14 protein-coding genes are annotated in these 14939 nt (G+C 33.5%); 8 read left to right on the top strand and 6 right to left on the bottom strand.

The annotated features are described in order from the left end of the window. The first annotated feature begins 130 nt into the window (after positions 1-130). Positions 131-1408, top strand: coding sequence for an aminotransferase class I/II-fold pyridoxal phosphate-dependent enzyme (locus VB798_RS23585; protein ID WP_323689700.1), 1278 nt, complete (start codon positions 131-133; stop codon positions 1406-1408). Between the two features lie 150 nt (positions 1409-1558). After that, positions 1559-1741: a histone H1 gene (locus VB798_RS23580; RefSeq protein WP_184137647.1), complete on the top strand. Its 183-nt coding sequence runs from the start codon at positions 1559-1561 to the stop codon at positions 1739-1741. A 63-nt stretch (positions 1742-1804) separates the two neighbouring features. Here the strand turns inward: VB798_RS23580 and VB798_RS23575 are convergent, their stop codons facing one another. After that, a complete protein-coding gene (locus tag VB798_RS23575) occupies positions 1805-2209 on the bottom strand; it encodes a MaoC family dehydratase (protein WP_323689699.1) in 405 nt (134 codons plus the stop codon). A 193-nt stretch (positions 2210-2402) separates the two neighbouring features. Continuing rightward, entirely contained in the window at positions 2403-2831 is a 429-nt protein-coding gene (locus VB798_RS23570; RefSeq protein ID WP_323689698.1) for a YybH family protein, read from the bottom strand. A 219-nt stretch (positions 2832-3050) separates the two neighbouring features. Here VB798_RS23570 and VB798_RS23565 point away from each other — a divergent pair, with 219 nt between their 5' ends. Both VB798_RS23565 and VB798_RS23560 read left to right on the top strand, forming a co-directional pair. After that, the gene (locus VB798_RS23565; RefSeq protein ID WP_323689697.1) at positions 3051-3902 is read left to right on the top strand and encodes a diacylglycerol/lipid kinase family protein; all 852 of its coding nucleotides are present in this window, start codon (positions 3051-3053) and stop codon (positions 3900-3902) included. Beyond that, positions 3895-4239, top strand: a complete 345-nt coding sequence (locus VB798_RS23560; RefSeq protein ID WP_323689696.1) for a translation initiation factor — start codon at positions 3895-3897, stop codon at positions 4237-4239. The genes VB798_RS23565 and VB798_RS23560 overlap by 8 nt, the downstream gene beginning before the upstream one ends. Before the next feature lie 102 nt (positions 4240-4341). On the opposite strand, the gene scpA is transcribed toward VB798_RS23560, so the two are convergent. After that, positions 4342-6474: a methylmalonyl-CoA mutase gene (scpA, locus tag VB798_RS23555; RefSeq protein ID WP_323689695.1), complete on the bottom strand. Its 2133-nt coding sequence runs from the start codon at positions 6472-6474 to the stop codon at positions 4342-4344. Between the two features lie 12 nt (positions 6475-6486). Beyond that, entirely contained in the window at positions 6487-7878 is a 1392-nt protein-coding gene (locus VB798_RS23550; protein WP_323689694.1) for a methylmalonyl-CoA mutase family protein, read from the bottom strand. A 317-nt stretch (positions 7879-8195) separates the two neighbouring features. Here VB798_RS23550 and dnaA point away from each other — a divergent pair, with 317 nt between their 5' ends. Next, a complete protein-coding gene (dnaA, locus tag VB798_RS23545) occupies positions 8196-9641 on the top strand; it encodes a chromosomal replication initiator protein DnaA (RefSeq protein WP_323689693.1) in 1446 nt (481 codons plus the stop codon). A gap of 125 nt (positions 9642-9766) precedes the next feature. Further along, a complete protein-coding gene (locus VB798_RS23540; protein ID WP_323689692.1) occupies positions 9767-10060 on the top strand; it encodes a hypothetical protein in 294 nt (97 codons plus the stop codon). Positions 10061-10096: 36 nt separating this feature from the next. Here the strand turns inward: VB798_RS23540 and VB798_RS23535 are convergent, their stop codons facing one another. Both VB798_RS23535 and recA read right to left on the bottom strand, forming a co-directional pair. Beyond that, complete coding sequence (locus VB798_RS23535) at positions 10097-11710, bottom strand: DUF3667 domain-containing protein (protein WP_323689691.1); 1614 nt, start codon at positions 11708-11710, stop codon at positions 10097-10099. Positions 11711-11838: 128 nt separating this feature from the next. Further along, complete coding sequence (gene recA / locus VB798_RS23530; protein WP_323689690.1) at positions 11839-12915, bottom strand: recombinase RecA; 1077 nt, start codon at positions 12913-12915, stop codon at positions 11839-11841. Between the two features lie 151 nt (positions 12916-13066). On the opposite strand from recA, the gene VB798_RS23525 reads away from it, so the two are divergent. Both VB798_RS23525 and VB798_RS23520 read left to right on the top strand, forming a co-directional pair. Continuing rightward, the gene (locus VB798_RS23525; protein WP_323689689.1) at positions 13067-14236 is read left to right on the top strand and encodes a hypothetical protein; all 1170 of its coding nucleotides are present in this window, start codon (positions 13067-13069) and stop codon (positions 14234-14236) included. 45 nt (positions 14237-14281) lie between these two features. Next, positions 14282-14725 carry a DUF4920 domain-containing protein gene (locus VB798_RS23520; RefSeq protein ID WP_323689688.1) on the top strand — a complete coding sequence of 148 codons (444 nt, stop codon included), beginning with the start codon at positions 14282-14284 and terminating at the stop codon, positions 14723-14725. Positions 14726-14939 lie beyond the last annotated feature (214 nt).

Raw genomic sequence — 14939 nt, 5'->3', positions numbered from 1 at the left:
ATAAAATGTTTTTCTCTTGAAATATATAATATTATTTAGACAGCGAAATATTTTGTAATTGAATTCAAAGAAAATGTTTTTAGTTTTCCTTGAAGACATATTTAGTTTTAATCATTAAACACAAATAAAAGTGGATATTTTCGATAAAGTCAGCAAAGGTCTGGGACCTATCGGTGCCCATGCTCATTATTCTCATCACTACTTTACTTTTCCTAAATTAACAGGAGAGTTAGGACCAAGAATGACCTTCATGGGTAAAGAAATGTTAAACTGGTCATTAAACAATTACCTAGGTTTGGCGAATCATCCTGAAGTGCGTGAAGCTGATAATAAAGGGACTCAAGATTATGGTTTGGCTTATCCGATGGGAGCTAGAATGATGTCAGGTAATTCAGATTTACATGAAGAATTTGAAGCTCAATTAGCTGAATTTGTTGGAAAAGAAGATGCCTTTTTATTGAACTTTGGTTACCAAGGAGTAATGTCAGTAATTGAGTGTATTTGCGACCGTAACGATATTATTGTTTATGACGCTGAGGCTCACGCATGTTTGATTGATGGTATTCGTTTACACAAAGCTAAAATGGGTGATTATTATAAGTTTAATCACAACGACATGGATTCTTTGCGTAAAAACTTAGAGAGAGCTACCAAAAAAGTTGCTGAAACAGGCGGAGGTATTTTGGTAATTACTGAAGGTGTTTTCGGAATGTCGGGTAAAGTAGGTTCTTTAGATGAAATTGTGAAAATGAAAGAAGATTTCAATTTCAGAATTTTAGTGGATGATGCACACGGATTTGGAACAATGGGACCAAACGGTCGTGGAGTACACGAAGAATTGAATTGTATTGATGGAATAGATTTGTACTTCTCTACTTTTGCAAAATCAATGGCATCAATTGGTGCTTTTATTGCAGCAAGCAAAGAAATCGTAATGTTCTTGAAATACAACATGCGTTCACAAATTTATGCAAAAGCATTACCAATGCCTTTTGTTGTAGGTGGGATGAAACGTTTGGAATTAATCAAAAAACACCCAGAATTACGTGAGAAATTGTGGGAAAATGTAAGAGCTATCCAAACAGGATTTAAAGCAAAAGGATTTGATGTTGGTGAAACTACTTCACCAGTAACGCCAATCTTCTTACATGGCGATTATGAACTTTCGCACGTTACTGCACTTGTACGTGACATGCGTGAAAATATGGGTGTATTTTGCTCAATAGTAACATATCCAGTTGTTCCTAAAGGACAAATTATGTTGAGAATTATTCCTACAGCTTCACATACTTTGGAAGATGTAGCTTATACCTTAGATTGTTTCGAAAAAGTACAGCAACGCTTACAAGACGGTACTTATCGCAGAATTGCTGAAGAATTTTTAGCTCAGCAAGCAGAATTAGCATAATTTATATAGGTTTTTGACTTATTTCGCTTAAAATTTGTTGCTTGGATTTGTAAGATGTAATAAAATAGCTATATTTCGGACACAAAAAATGCGTCTCAACGCTATTAAAGGCTTTTTCAACCAATTATCAACTTAAATCCAGTTTCTATTATGAACAGATTTGCAGAAGTGAAGGACTTAATTTTGTCCTTAGAAGGAGATTTCGAGAAATTTTATGACAAAGGCAATCAAGCTGCTGGTACTCGAGTTAGAGGTGGTATGCAAGAATTGAAAACTTTAGCTCAAGAAATCCGTACAGAAGTTCAAGAGATAAAAAACAATGCAGCGAAATAATGCTAAATAGTTAAAGATTTTATAAAAAGGCTCAAAGTATTTTGAGCCTTTTTATTTTTTAGACTAAAACTCTTCTTTGTTCATTATCGTAGCCGAACCTTCAGTAGTTTTCTTTCCAGTTTGAACATCAAAAATCTCAGTTGAAATTTCGGCAGTATGCTTATCAGCATTGATTGATGTTACAGTAAATACTGCTTCATATTCATTATTCACAAACATTGGACGTTTGTAGTCTGAAACCTGTTTTAGATAAACACTTCCGAAACCTGGAAATTCTGTTCCCATAATTTTAGAAAAAACACTTGAAGCCAATGCTCCGTGAATAATCGGACGCTTAAATGCAGTGGTTGCAGCAAATTCAGCATCCAGATGAAGAGGATTATTATCTCCAGATACTTTTGCAAATAAAATAACATCTTCTTGTGTGAAAGAAAACTTATGACGGTAAACAGTTCCGAGTTGAATCATTGTATAATTAATCTTTGTGATTTTACTTAAAATAAGGACGAAATTACGACAAATTCTCTCCAATTTTAAACCTTCACTTATTTCAAAAAGTAATAAAATATTAATAATGAATTTTGAAGAATGTGCTTTGAAATTTATTCTAATTTAAAAATCTTGTAAATCTCAAAACTCACTTCTCATAGCTTTAAGCTATTTAAGATGAATGGTCGGCAACAATTACCCATTGTCCTTTTATTTTTCGCCAAAGTAAAGTGTAGTGCCCGCCAATATCTCCTTTTTCAGGACGAGTTAAATGCCATTTGCCAACAACAAAGCAAGCATCTTTGGCAATAAAATTGACTTTGATAATATCAAATTTCAACGTGCCCATTGTGGCTTTGTCTGGATAGTTTTTCCGATAACTGTCCAAAGTTCCTTGGTAACCATATTTTACGCCACTTTTGCCAATGTACATCAGTGAATCTGAAACCCAATAGCCATTCATGAACTTTTCAACGTCGCCGCTGTTCCATGCTTTGGTCTGAGTATCCAAAATATTCAGAATTATTTGTCTGTCTTTGCCCGTTTGAGCGAACACATTCAATGAGAAGAATGTTAATGAAAGCAAGAGTAATTTTTTCATCCCTTAATTTTTATGTAAATTTGAATATATATTTAATTCTTATCCAAATATAAGAATATGTTTAAATACTCTTGATGAAGAGTTTGCTGCTTATGAAATTCAAAGAGTTTTACGAAAAATACAAAGATTATTATTTAGTTGACGGAATGATGTACTTGTCGTTCGTAATTATGATAATATTGATGTTTATCTTTTTTAGCTGATATGGTTTGGTTTGTGATGAATCCTAAGTCGGGAACTACTACACCCGCACAAAAAAATAAAATTACTAGTCTGGTCGGAAAACAAGCAAATGCTAAACTGTTTTTTACGGAATATAGTGGACATGCCACAGAGATTGCCCAACAAGCAGTTAGAGAAGGTATTGTTAAAATTATTGCAGTTGGCGGAGACGGAACAGTAAATGAAGTAGCACGTGGTTTAGTAGATTCAGAAACAGCCTTAGGAATTGTTCCGATTGGTTCAGGAAATGGTTTGGCCAGACATCTGAAAATTCCTTTAAAAATTGATAAAGCCATTCAGTTTGCACTTTCTTCTAATGTATCATCTATAGATGTCTGTTTTTTGAATGAGATTCCATTTTTTTGTACAGCAGGAGTAGGGTTTGATGCTTTTGTAGCCAATGAATTTGCACAGCAAGATTCAAGAGGCTTGAAGACTTATGCGAAAATGTCTTTAAAATCATTCAGAACTTATAAACCAGAATCGTATCATCTTGAATCTCAACAAAGTGTTGAAATCAAAAATGCGTTTTCTATTACTTTTGCCAATGCTACGCAATATGGTAATAATGCTATGATTTCGCCCAAGTCAAAAATTGATGATGGTTTAATCGAGATGGTAGTATTGAAGCCTTTTCCATTTGGTGCTGCTCCGATTATTGGAGTTCGTTTGTTTAGAGGAACGTTACCAAATTCAAGGTATATCGAAACAGCATCTGATACAGAATTTATTTTGAAAGCTGAAGAAGATTTATTGATACATTACGATGGAGAACCTTTACAATTATCAACGAATGTTTTGAAAATTACCTTGAAACCCAAAGCTTTAAAAGTAATTGGTTATGTCTAAAAATAAAAAAATACCATTAGGAGTAGTGTACTCTACCAATCCAGATTTTGATTATGCTTTTGAAAATGATGGAGAAGTAACAACATTAGAACCCAACAAACAGAACTTGAAAGTTCAATTAGATAAAAAAGCTCGTGCTGGAAAGCAAGTGACGCTTATTTCTGGCTTTGTCGGTAGCAATGATGATTTAGAAATTTTATCGAAAAAACTGAAAAATCTTTGTGGTTGTGGCGGTTCAGCTAAAGATGGAGAGATTTTAATTCAAGGAGATTTTAGAGAGAAAATTTTAAATTTCTTAATTACAGCAGGTTATAAAGCTAAAAAAGTAGGAGGATGATTAATTGTTATGAATTATAAGTTATGAATTTGAAATGTTTTTTATACTCTATAAGTTTTAAATTGAAATATAATAATTTTAAATTCATAACTCATAATTTTATTAACCTTCCATCAAATCTTTTAAAATTTTCTGGGCAGCGATAGAAATTACTGTTCCCGGCCCAAAAACACCAGAAACACCTGCATCGTACAAAAATTGATAATCTTGTGCAGGAATTACTCCACCAGCAATTACCATAATGTCTTCTCGACCATATTTTTTGAGTTCTTCAATTAATTGAGGAATTAAAGTTTTATGTCCAGCTGCTAAACTTGAAGCTCCCACTACATGCACATCATTCTCAATGGCTTGTTTGGCTGCTTCTTCAGGCGTTTGGAAGAGTGGTGTAATATCTACGTCAAAACCTAAATCGGCAAAACTGGTTGCAATTACTTTTGCACCACGGTCGTGCCCGTCCTGACCCATTTTAGCGACCATTATTCTTGGTCGTCTTCCTTCGAGATTAGCAAATTCATTTGCCATTTCTCGGGCAATTCTGAAATTTTCGTCGTCTGTCACTTCTGCTGAATATACTCCTGAAATGGAGCGGATTATGGCTTTATGCCTGCTAAATACAATCTCCAAAGCATCTGAGATTTCACCTAAAGTAGCTCTTAATCTTGCTGCTTCAACAGCCAATTGAAGTAAATTACCTTCGCCAGTTTTAGCCGACAGAGTCAATTTTTCTAGAGCTTCATGAACTGCAATATTATTTCTACTTGCTTTAATGTTGTTTAATCTTTCAATTTGTGAAAGTCTAACCGCTTGATTATCAACATCTCTTACTTCTAATTCTGTTTCTGTGTCAATTTTAAAACGATTTACACCTACGATAATATCTTTTCCAGAATCGATTCTAGCTTGTTTTCTAGCGGCGGCTTCTTCGATTCTCATTTTTGGTAAACCAGTTTCAATGGCTTTTGCCATTCCGCCCAATTCTTCTACTTCTTCAATAAGTTTCCAAGCTTTTTGGGCTAATTCTTGCGTCAAATATTCAACATAATATGAACCACCCCAAGGGTCAATTACTTTAGTAATATTGGTTTCATGCTGAATGTATAATTGTGTATTACGGGCAATTCTGGCAGAAAAGTCTGTTGGTAAAGCAATTGCTTCATCCAAAGAATTGGTATGCAAACTTTGAGTATGCCCTAAAGTTGCCGCCATTGCTTCTATACAAGTACGAGTAACGTTATTGAAAGGGTCTTGTTCAGTAAGCGACCAACCAGAAGTTTGACAATGAGTTCTAAGCATCAAGGATTTATCGTTTTTTGGGTTAAATTTCTTAACGATTTTTGCCCATAATAATCTCCCAGCACGCATTTTTGCAATTTCCATAAAGTGATTCATCCCAATTGCCCAGAAAAACGATAATCTTGGAGCAAAATTATCAATATCCAATCCTGCTTGAATCCCCGTTCTTAAATATTCCAATCCATCGGCTAAGGTGTAAGCTAATTCTAAATCTGCGGTTGCTCCAGCTTCTTGCATGTGGTAGCCCGAAATAGAAATAGAATTGAATTTAGGCATATTTTCAGCTGTATAAGCAAAAATATCTGCAATGATTCTCATAGAAGGAATTGGCGGATAGATATAAGTATTCCGAACCATAAATTCCTTTAAAATATCATTCTGAATTGTTCCAGATAATTTTTCAGGTGAAACTCCTTGTTCTTCAGCCGCAACAATATAAAATGCCATAATGGGCAAAACAGCGCCATTCATGGTCATAGAAACCGACATTTCATCTAATGGAATTTGGTCGAAAAGTATTTTCATATCTTCAACTGAATCAATCGCTACTCCAGCTTTTCCAACATCTCCAGTTACTCTTGGATGGTCGGAATCATAACCTCTATGCGTTGCTAAATCAAAAGCGACAGATAACCCCTTTTGCCCAGCAGCTAAGTTTTTACGATAAAAAGCATTTGATTCTTCAGCCGTAGAAAATCCAGCATATTGACGAATTGTCCAAGGTTGTTGTGTGTACATCGTGGCATAAGGACCTCTCAGAAAAGGAGATAAGCCAGCTCCAAAACCAAGATGTTCTGCTTCTTTTATATCATCAAAAGCAAAGTAAGGTTTTACAGAAATTCCTTCTGGTGAACGCCAGTTTTGTTTAGCAGAAGAGGTTTTGCTTTCTTCTTCTTTACTTGCTTTCGTTAGTTTTATATTGGATATATTCGGTCTCATGGCTTGGCTCTTTTACATTTCAAAACTTTCAGATAAACGCAAGTTTGGTAATAATACCCAATCAGAATGTACTGCAGAAGTACTTTCAAGGGTTTTAATGAATGGTTTTTCATCTAATCTGAATTTATTTACACCAACCATGACATATTTATTTGCCTGTAAATCGTCCTGTTTCCTGATATTCTCAGCACTTATTTTTTCTTGAATAAAACCCTTTTTGAAGGCTTCCATTATTCCCTCTAAAGATTCTACTTCTTCTAATATTTTTAAAGATTCTTCCGCAATTTCAAACGTCAATTTTTCGATAAAATAACTACCTGCCGATGGGTCGCTTACTTTATCGAAATAACTTTCTTCTTTTAAAATAATAGAAATATTTCTGGCAATACGTTGTCCAAAATCATCTGTGTTTTCATCATTTTTATCGAAAGAAAGAATACTTATAGAATCACAACCACCAATGATTGCAGACATTGCTTCGGTAGTAGTTCTCAATAAATTGCTGTGTGGCGTAATTGCTGAATGATAATATGAAGACGTTTGGCAATGAAATGAAGTAGTATTTGTCAAAGAAATATCGAATCCATAAGCCTCCAAAAGTATTTTTTTCCAGAGAAATTTTAAGGCTCTTAGTTTTGAAATTTCAGCAAAATAATTGGTGCCAATTGAAATAGAAAATTCAATATTTTTAAGAATGTCTTTTACTTCTATTCCTTCTTGACTCAATTTATCAATTGTTTCAATGGCTTGTGCTAATACAAAGGCTAATTCTTGAGCCACATTTGCTCCAGCATTATGGAAGTGATGGCTAGAAAAATGGAGTACTTTGAATTGAGGTGAATTTTGTACTTTTCTAATAAGTTCGGCAGTATCTTTCCAATGGTTTTTATCCCAATTTCCAGTGTTCATCCATCTTCCAAAGGCATCGTTAATTATTCCTCCTTTCCACTGATAAGTTGCGAACTTTTGTAACTCATTTACCAAATCTAAAGCTTGATTTTCTACTTTAAAAAAAAAGGGTGTATCAGATAGTTTGAAATTGTGCAACAATTTCTTAATTTCAACATTAGAAAGTAACACGTCGCTTAAGTCAATCAGAAAAGAATCAACACCCTGTCTTAATAGTTTGAAAATCAATGAATTAGTCTCTTTTTCTGATGAATATCTAACAATTTCTCGATAGTTCCAATTGGAGTTAACTCTTTGGTTTTGAGCTTGTTGTATGTTTTTTGTGGATTGAAAATCAATCTCTTCAAAAGCATAGTATGGTTCAATCTGGATATTCTTGTCAATATTCCAGACCATCATTTCGTCGAAGTTTTTACCTTTTAATTCTTTGACGGCCTGTTGTTTCCATTGCTCTTTTGTATGAGAATGAAATTCATTAAAAAGTTGATTCGCCATAATCGTATTTTCTGAAATATTTAACTTTTCAAAGTTAGTCAAATTTATGAATTTAGACTTTTCAAAACAAAAAAACAAGGAAAGTTACCAAATAGGCTTATCTTGTTGGATTATCCCAAGAAAAATGCTGGTATATTATTTTTTAAATTATTTTAATTGAGAATGAAACGAAATTGATTTTTCTCTCCAAGAAAATTCACTATTTTTGCCATCCTTTTGGGGAAATGAAATATAGATTTTCAGCTAAATAGCTAATCGTTTGAAAATCAAATATTTAGTAAAAGTGCTTTTCTTGAGCCGCCAATATAGATTATAACATGCATTCAACATCTCAACTTCAAGCAAGGCAAGTTTGGTCAAAGTGCCTTGAGATTATACATAACGATATCAACGAACAAAGTTTTAAAACTTGGTTTGAACCTATCATACCCCTGAATGTAAGTAATCAAACTCTTTCTATACAGGTGCCAAGCCAATTTTTTTATGAATGGCTTGAGGAAAACTATATCCATGTACTTCGTAAAGCAATTGATTTTACTTTAGGAAAAAATGGAATGCTAGAATACTCAATTATAGTTGATAAAGGAGACAAGAAAAACCCACCGATAACTTATAATATCCCAAACCAAAAATCATCTGTTCCTGTAACAGCTCAACAACGTAAACCAGAACCAACTTTGTACGAAAGTCCATTTCAATTAAAAGATTTGGATTCTTTAGATTTGGATTCTTATTTAAACGCACATTACACCTTCGATAATTTTGTAGAAGGAGATTGTAACCGTTTGGGGCGTTCGGCGGGTTTAGCGGTAGCACAAAGACCAGGTGTTACTTCATTCAACCCATTGATGATTTACGGAAGTGTAGGTTTAGGAAAAACACACTTGATTCAAGCAATCGGGAATTATATCAAAAATACGCAAACCAATAAGTTTGTTTTATATGTTACTTCCGAAAAATTCTGTAATCAATTTATCAACGCTATCAAAAATAATACGCTACAGGCATTTACTAATTTTTATATGCAAGTAGATTGTTTAATTATTGATGATGTACAGTTTTTAGCAGGAAAAGAAAAAACACAAGAATCATTCTTCCATATTTTTAACCACTTGCATCAATCAGGAAAGCAAATTATTATGTCGTCTGATAGAGCGCCAAGAGAATTGGCTGGTATGCAAGATCGTTTACTTTCACGTTTTAAATGGGGTTTAACGGCAGATGTACAGCAACCAGATTTTGAAACAAGAATTGCGATTTTACAGAAGAAACTTCAAGCTGATGGTATTTATATTGAAGATAAAGTAATTGAATATTTAGCACACAGTATCGATACTAACGTTCGTGAAATGGAAGGAGTAATTGTGTCTCTGATGGCGCATGCTTCTTTGAATCGCAAGGAAATTGATATGGATTTGGCTAGAACTACTTTGAAAAATATTGTAGTTGATAATGAAAAAGAAGTAACGGTTGATTCTATTTTAGATGCAGTAACAAGCCATTTTGATGTAAATATGTCGGATTTGAAAAGTAAAAGCCGTAAGAAAGAAACGGTTTTCCCTCGTCAAATTGCGATGTATTTAATGAAAGAATTTACCAATTTACCTTTAAAATCGATTGGGTACCATTTTGGTGGTAGAGACCACAGTACGGTAATTCATGCAGTACAAACAATCAGTATCATGCTTGAAACCGACAAAGAAGTAGAAAAAACAATGCAGAAATTATATAAATATTTTAACAGAGTAAGAGTTAAAAATTAGAAAAAATAACCAAAAAGCCCGAAGAATCTTTACATTTTCTTCGGGCTTTTTTTGTTAAATTACCTTGTATAATAGCAGTCAAATCGTATTTTTGTTCTACAATTCAGCTCTTCAACTTCAATCTTATGAAAAAAAATATACTCTTGACTTTATTATTAATCAGTTCGTTTTATAGCAATTCTTTGGCAGATGATGTTAATCCCATTGAATTGATGCCTTTGAAACATAAAAATTTGATGTTAGATAATCCGAAAGGAAAGCTGAAAATCAAATTTGTGATGAATGATTTCAAATCATCTGGTGATACGACTAAACCCAAAAGTCTTTTTGCAAAAATTAAAAATGTTGTAAATTCTTTGCTAGATGCTTCCGATAATCCACCATTTAAATTACAAGTGGTTCGAGAAAAGAAAAACTAAAAGCGTTGAGATTTTAAATCTCAACGCTTTTAGTTTTTATGATAAGGCAAATTTAATAGCTCCTGTAATACTCAGAATTGTAAAGAATGAGATGATATAAAGGAAAAACAGAATGAAGGATTTAAAGATAGTTTTGAATAGTCGCTGACGATAAACCACTTTCAAGGCTACAATAAAATAAATAATAAAACCTAACATGGTAGCAGACAAAGCTTCTTTCCAGTATCCAAAAAATACGCCTCCACCTACAAAAATAACAATCATTAAAAATAACACACTGTGAATGTGAATAGAAAAAATAAGATGTTCATAATAATAGCGAGTATGTCCTTCTAAAATATTAGGGACATATTGATACCTTCTGGTTTTTCTAAAACGAATAAGATAAAGGAAATAATCCCATAAGTAACGCAAAATTCTAAAAGGATAAGTGAAAAAGCTATGCGAACGTTTGCTATAAAGAAACTTCAAAAGAATTGCTACAATCGGCATTAAAATGAACATCATCAATGAGAATACTCCAATTCCAAAATGAGTAATCTCTTGAATTGCTGTTTCAGCATCTTCTTCAAAAGCTAATTCATAATGTGTTACATTTCTTAAAAAACCTCTTTCTAATGCAAGAAATCCCATGAAATTTGTACTTGCTCTTCCAGTTTTTTTTCTGTGAGTAATTAGACTATCTAATTCAGTATCAGACATTTTTAAGATTCTCTGTTTGTACGCTTTATTCTCGACACTTCCATCACTTCCTTTTATGGTAATAATAGTATCCTGAAAATATTGTACTTTCAGCAAAGCATTATTTTTTAAGGAATGAAGTCTTAATACATACTTTAACTGGCTTTTTGTGCCAATCGTTTCTGTAAAATACTCACTCATTTCGTTACTGACATCACTCAATTCTACCGTATTTACAGTATCTAAAACGATTTGCTTTTGAATGGCAATTAACCTTTGTCGTTGTTGATGTTCGGGTAGCTTTTCTATTAATGTTCTTAAAGTATCGTCATTTTGGATGTTCATTTCATCCAAAATTTCATCAGCATCAATATTGACGAAATCTATCCAGCTATTTGTTTTCTTTTGTAAATCTTTTGTTTGTTCATCCAGATTCTCTAAATCTTTAATATCACTTTTTACATCATTTAATTCGTATTCAGCCTTATATAAGCCATTGGTATCGCTTGATGATTTTATTTCCTTCAAGGCTTTCTTAGCGTTCTTTAGTCTTTTTTGATTTTCTTTTTCTGCCTTACTTTTTGATTCAGAAACGCCATCAACCACACCATCAAAAAAGCCATTTTGTCCTTTTTCAATAGCAGTATCAATCATAAAGCCTAAGAGTAAGAAAAAAAGAAAAGACGCAAGAAAATAAAGGCGAATAGGAGGGACATAGCGCCCACGGCGACCTTCCAGAAAGTCTTTCGTGATTTTACCGGGATACAAAAAAATAGCACGAAGGGTATTATATAATTTGGTGTCGAGATGGGTGAAGCCTTCAACTACTTCAAAAATTAAGTGACTAACTGGTACTTTCAAATCATGATTTTCTTGCCCACAATTCGGACAAAAATTATCTTCAGGTTTTAAGATTGTGTGGCAGTTATGACAAATTTCTACTTTTCTGCGTTTTTTGTGTTCAGACATTCCAATGGTTAGTGTTAAATGAAGTGCGATTTAGAATTTCCATTGAAAGTAATAAAAAAAAGGAGAAAATCAGCTGATTTTCTCCTTTTTAATGCAAAACAATGACTGTTTTGGCTAAAAAATGAAATTTATTCTAATTCGCCATCATCAGCGATATTAGGCTCACTTGTATCAAGTAATGCTTTTTCGTCGCCTTTGATTTTCTCCTTGATTTTATTTTCAAGTTCTTCTAATAAATCTGGATTATCTTTTAGCATTTCTTTTACGCCGTCACGTCCTTGTCCTAAACGGTTAGTACCATAGCTAAACCATGAACCTGATTTTTTCACAACTTCCATATCAACGGCTAAATCAAGTACTTCACCAGCTTTAGAAATTCCTTCGCCATACATGATGTCGAATTCAACGACCTTGAATGGAGGAGCAACTTTGTTTTTAACAACTTTTACACGAGTACGGTTACCAATTACGTTGTCTCCGTCTTTAATTTGACCAATTCTACGAATATCCAAACGAACAGAAGCATAGAATTTCAAGGCGTTACCACCCGTTGTTGTTTCTGGGCTACCAAACATTACGCCGATTTTATCACGCAATTGGTTGATAAAAATACAGCAACAGCCAGTTCTGTTAATAACACCTGTCAATTTACGCAAAGCTTGCGACATCAAACGAGCTTGCAGACCCATTTTAGAATCGCCCATATCGCCTTCTAGTTCTGCCTTTGGAACAAGAGCCGCCACAGAGTCAATTACACAAATATCAATCGCACCTGATGAAATCAATTGTTCAGCAATTTCCAAAGCTTGCTCACCACTATCAGGTTGTGAAATCAATAAATTCGCAGTATCGATACCTAGTTTTTCAGCATAACCTTTATCAAAAGCATGTTCCGCATCAATAAAAGCGGCCAAACCACCTGCTTTTTGTGCTTCTGCAATGCAGTGCATTGTTAAAGTAGTTTTACCAGAAGATTCTGGTCCGTAGATTTCAATTACTCTTCCACGAGGTACTCCACCTACACCAAGTGCTAAATCTAGCCCTAATGAACCTGTTGAAATCACGGGAACGTCAAGTACTTTACTATCCGACAAGCGCATTACTGTACCTTTTCCGTATGCTTTGTCTAATTTTTCAAGCGTTGTTTGTAATGCTTTTAATTTTTCGTTGGCAGGATTTGTTGCCTCCGCTTGTTGTTTTGCCATGTTGGATTTTTAGGTTAAATTTTGGTTTTAATTCGGGGAATCAAGCTGAGTTATTGAAATTTTGTTGAGAAACAATTAGCAATAGGGAATCAAAGCCAGTTTTTTTCTGTCATTGATTAGTAGAACTCAATACCCGAATTCAAAATTTTTAATGGTGAAATTACCAAATTTTCAGCAATTTAAAGTACTTTGCTTACAAATGTTCAGACGATTTTTTCAAATAAACCTAGCCCTCTTTTTGTTTACTGCTCAGTATAGCTTTGCTCAGTTAAACAATACTCATCTGGAAACTTTCCAGCACATCGATTCCACCAAAAACCAACAGCTTTATTTTCAATTCGATAGCTTTAGTTTTTTGAAAAATAATGAATACTTCGGGAAAATTGCCGATGGATTTACACTTTTTGGGAATCAATTTTCTCCAAAATTTATTTATCAGCCAGCACCTAATGTAAGTATTGAAGCTGGAGTTTATGCTTGGAAAGATTTCGGAAATGATAAGTTCACAAGTGTACAACCAATTTTTACTATCAAAGTTCAAAAAGATTCTTCGCAGTTTTTGTTTGGAAATTTAGATGGTCAGTTGAATCATCATTTGATAGAACCAATGATGAATTTTGAAAGAGTAATATTGAATCGTCAAGAATTTGGACTTCAATACACCAAACGTACCTCAAAAACCTTTTTTGATAGTTGGATTGATTGGCAACAAATGATTTATAAAGGTTCTGATTTTCAGGAAAAAATCTTTGCAGGCTTTTCTTGGAACAAACGCTTGATTCAACATAAAAATTTCACGCTTTCTCTTCCTGTTCAATTGACTTTATTGCATCATGGCGGACAAATAACGAGTTCAAAAGATACCAATCAAGTAGTTACTTATACCAATGTTGCGCTTGGAATAGAGGCTGAATTGAAAACCATTGGTTTTATTCAAAGTATCAAAACTCAGAATTATTGGTTGGGTTATCGTCAAAATTCGGGCTACAATCCATACTTTTCAGAAGGTTCAGGAATTTATTTAAATTTATTGGCTGAAACAAAAGTGATGAATTTGATGCTGAGTTACTGGCAATCAAGTGGATATAGTTCAGAAATGGGTGGAGATTTGTACCAATCGGTTGGAAGAGTTTACCGAAATCAAAATCAATTAGAAAAAGAACGTAAGCTATTGTTTTTCAGATTTATGAAAGACTGGAAACTGATTGATAATTTATGGCTTACTTTTAGGTTTGAACCTTATTTCGATTTGAATAATCACTCGTTTGAACATTCCGAAGGTTTATTTTTAACTTACCGTCAAGGATTTAAACTTAAGTAATTGAAATTTAATAAATTTGTACAATTCATTAAACAAATAGAAAACATGAAAAAGTTAATACTTGTATTTTCATTAATGTTTGCAGCATTTTCAATCAATGCACAAAGTAAATTCGGACAAGAAATTACAGAAGAAGGCGCAATTCCTACAACTGAATTATTGAAAAAAGCAGATGGAAAAGAAGAAATTACGGCTAAGGTTTCGGGCGTTGTTGAATCAGTTTGCCAAGTAAAAGGTTGCTGGATGAAAGTAAAACTAGACGACGGACAAACGATGCGTGTTACTTTTAAAGACTATGGTTTTTTTGTACCAAAAGACATTGCAGGTAAAACGGTAGTTATCGACGGAACGGCGAAAGTAAAAACCACATCAGTAGCTGATTTAAAACATTATGCAGAAGATGCAGGGAAAAGCAAAGAAGAAATTGCCAAAATCAAAAAGCCAGAAAAAGCTTTGGGTTTTGTAGCAAATGGAGTAATTGTAAAATAAATCCCATGAAAAACATGAGTTATCCCGAATTTTTCTTTGGAATAATGAATGTTTGAAGTTTTGAATGTATTATTATCTCGTCCTTACTTTTCTTTTCTCGTATGTTTGTCTTACTAAAAATCATGTTCAAATAGATTAAATTCCGAAATTAGCATTTGTGTGATGAGAGGAGATTCTTGTCTAAACAATCCATTTGGATATGTACATTTCAAGG

The sequence above is a fragment of the Arcicella lustrica genome (assembly GCF_034930985.1).
In the GTDB taxonomy this organism is placed as follows: Bacteria; Bacteroidota; Bacteroidia; order Cytophagales; family Spirosomataceae; genus Arcicella; species Arcicella lustrica.
This window is presented reverse-complemented; position numbering and strand designations above follow the sequence as displayed.

Excerpts from the sequence above, each read along its gene's own strand:
- VB798_RS23580 (WP_184137647.1), top strand. The coding sequence starts at position 1,559 with ATGAACAGATTTGCAGAAGTGAAGGACTTAATTTTGTCCTTAGAAGGA.
- VB798_RS23575 (WP_323689699.1), bottom strand. The coding sequence starts at position 2,209 with ATGATTCAACTCGGAACTGTTTACCGTCATAAGTTTTCTTTCACACAA.
- VB798_RS23570 (WP_323689698.1), bottom strand. The coding sequence starts at position 2,831 with ATGAAAAAATTACTCTTGCTTTCATTAACATTCTTCTCATTGAATGTG.
- VB798_RS23565 (WP_323689697.1), top strand. The coding sequence starts at position 3,051 with ATGAATCCTAAGTCGGGAACTACTACACCCGCACAAAAAAATAAAATT.
- VB798_RS23560 (WP_323689696.1), top strand. The coding sequence starts at position 3,895 with ATGTCTAAAAATAAAAAAATACCATTAGGAGTAGTGTACTCTACCAAT.
- scpA (WP_323689695.1), bottom strand. The coding sequence starts at position 6,474 with ATGAGACCGAATATATCCAATATAAAACTAACGAAAGCAAGTAAAGAA.
- VB798_RS23550 (WP_323689694.1), bottom strand. The coding sequence starts at position 7,878 with ATGGCGAATCAACTTTTTAATGAATTTCATTCTCATACAAAAGAGCAA.
- dnaA (WP_323689693.1), top strand. The coding sequence starts at position 8,196 with ATGCATTCAACATCTCAACTTCAAGCAAGGCAAGTTTGGTCAAAGTGC.
- VB798_RS23540 (WP_323689692.1), top strand. The coding sequence starts at position 9,767 with ATGAAAAAAAATATACTCTTGACTTTATTATTAATCAGTTCGTTTTAT.
- VB798_RS23535 (WP_323689691.1), bottom strand. The coding sequence starts at position 11,710 with ATGTCTGAACACAAAAAACGCAGAAAAGTAGAAATTTGTCATAACTGC.
- recA (WP_323689690.1), bottom strand. The coding sequence starts at position 12,915 with ATGGCAAAACAACAAGCGGAGGCAACAAATCCTGCCAACGAAAAATTA.
- VB798_RS23525 (WP_323689689.1), top strand. The coding sequence starts at position 13,067 with ATGGTGAAATTACCAAATTTTCAGCAATTTAAAGTACTTTGCTTACAA.
- VB798_RS23520 (WP_323689688.1), top strand. The coding sequence starts at position 14,282 with ATGAAAAAGTTAATACTTGTATTTTCATTAATGTTTGCAGCATTTTCA.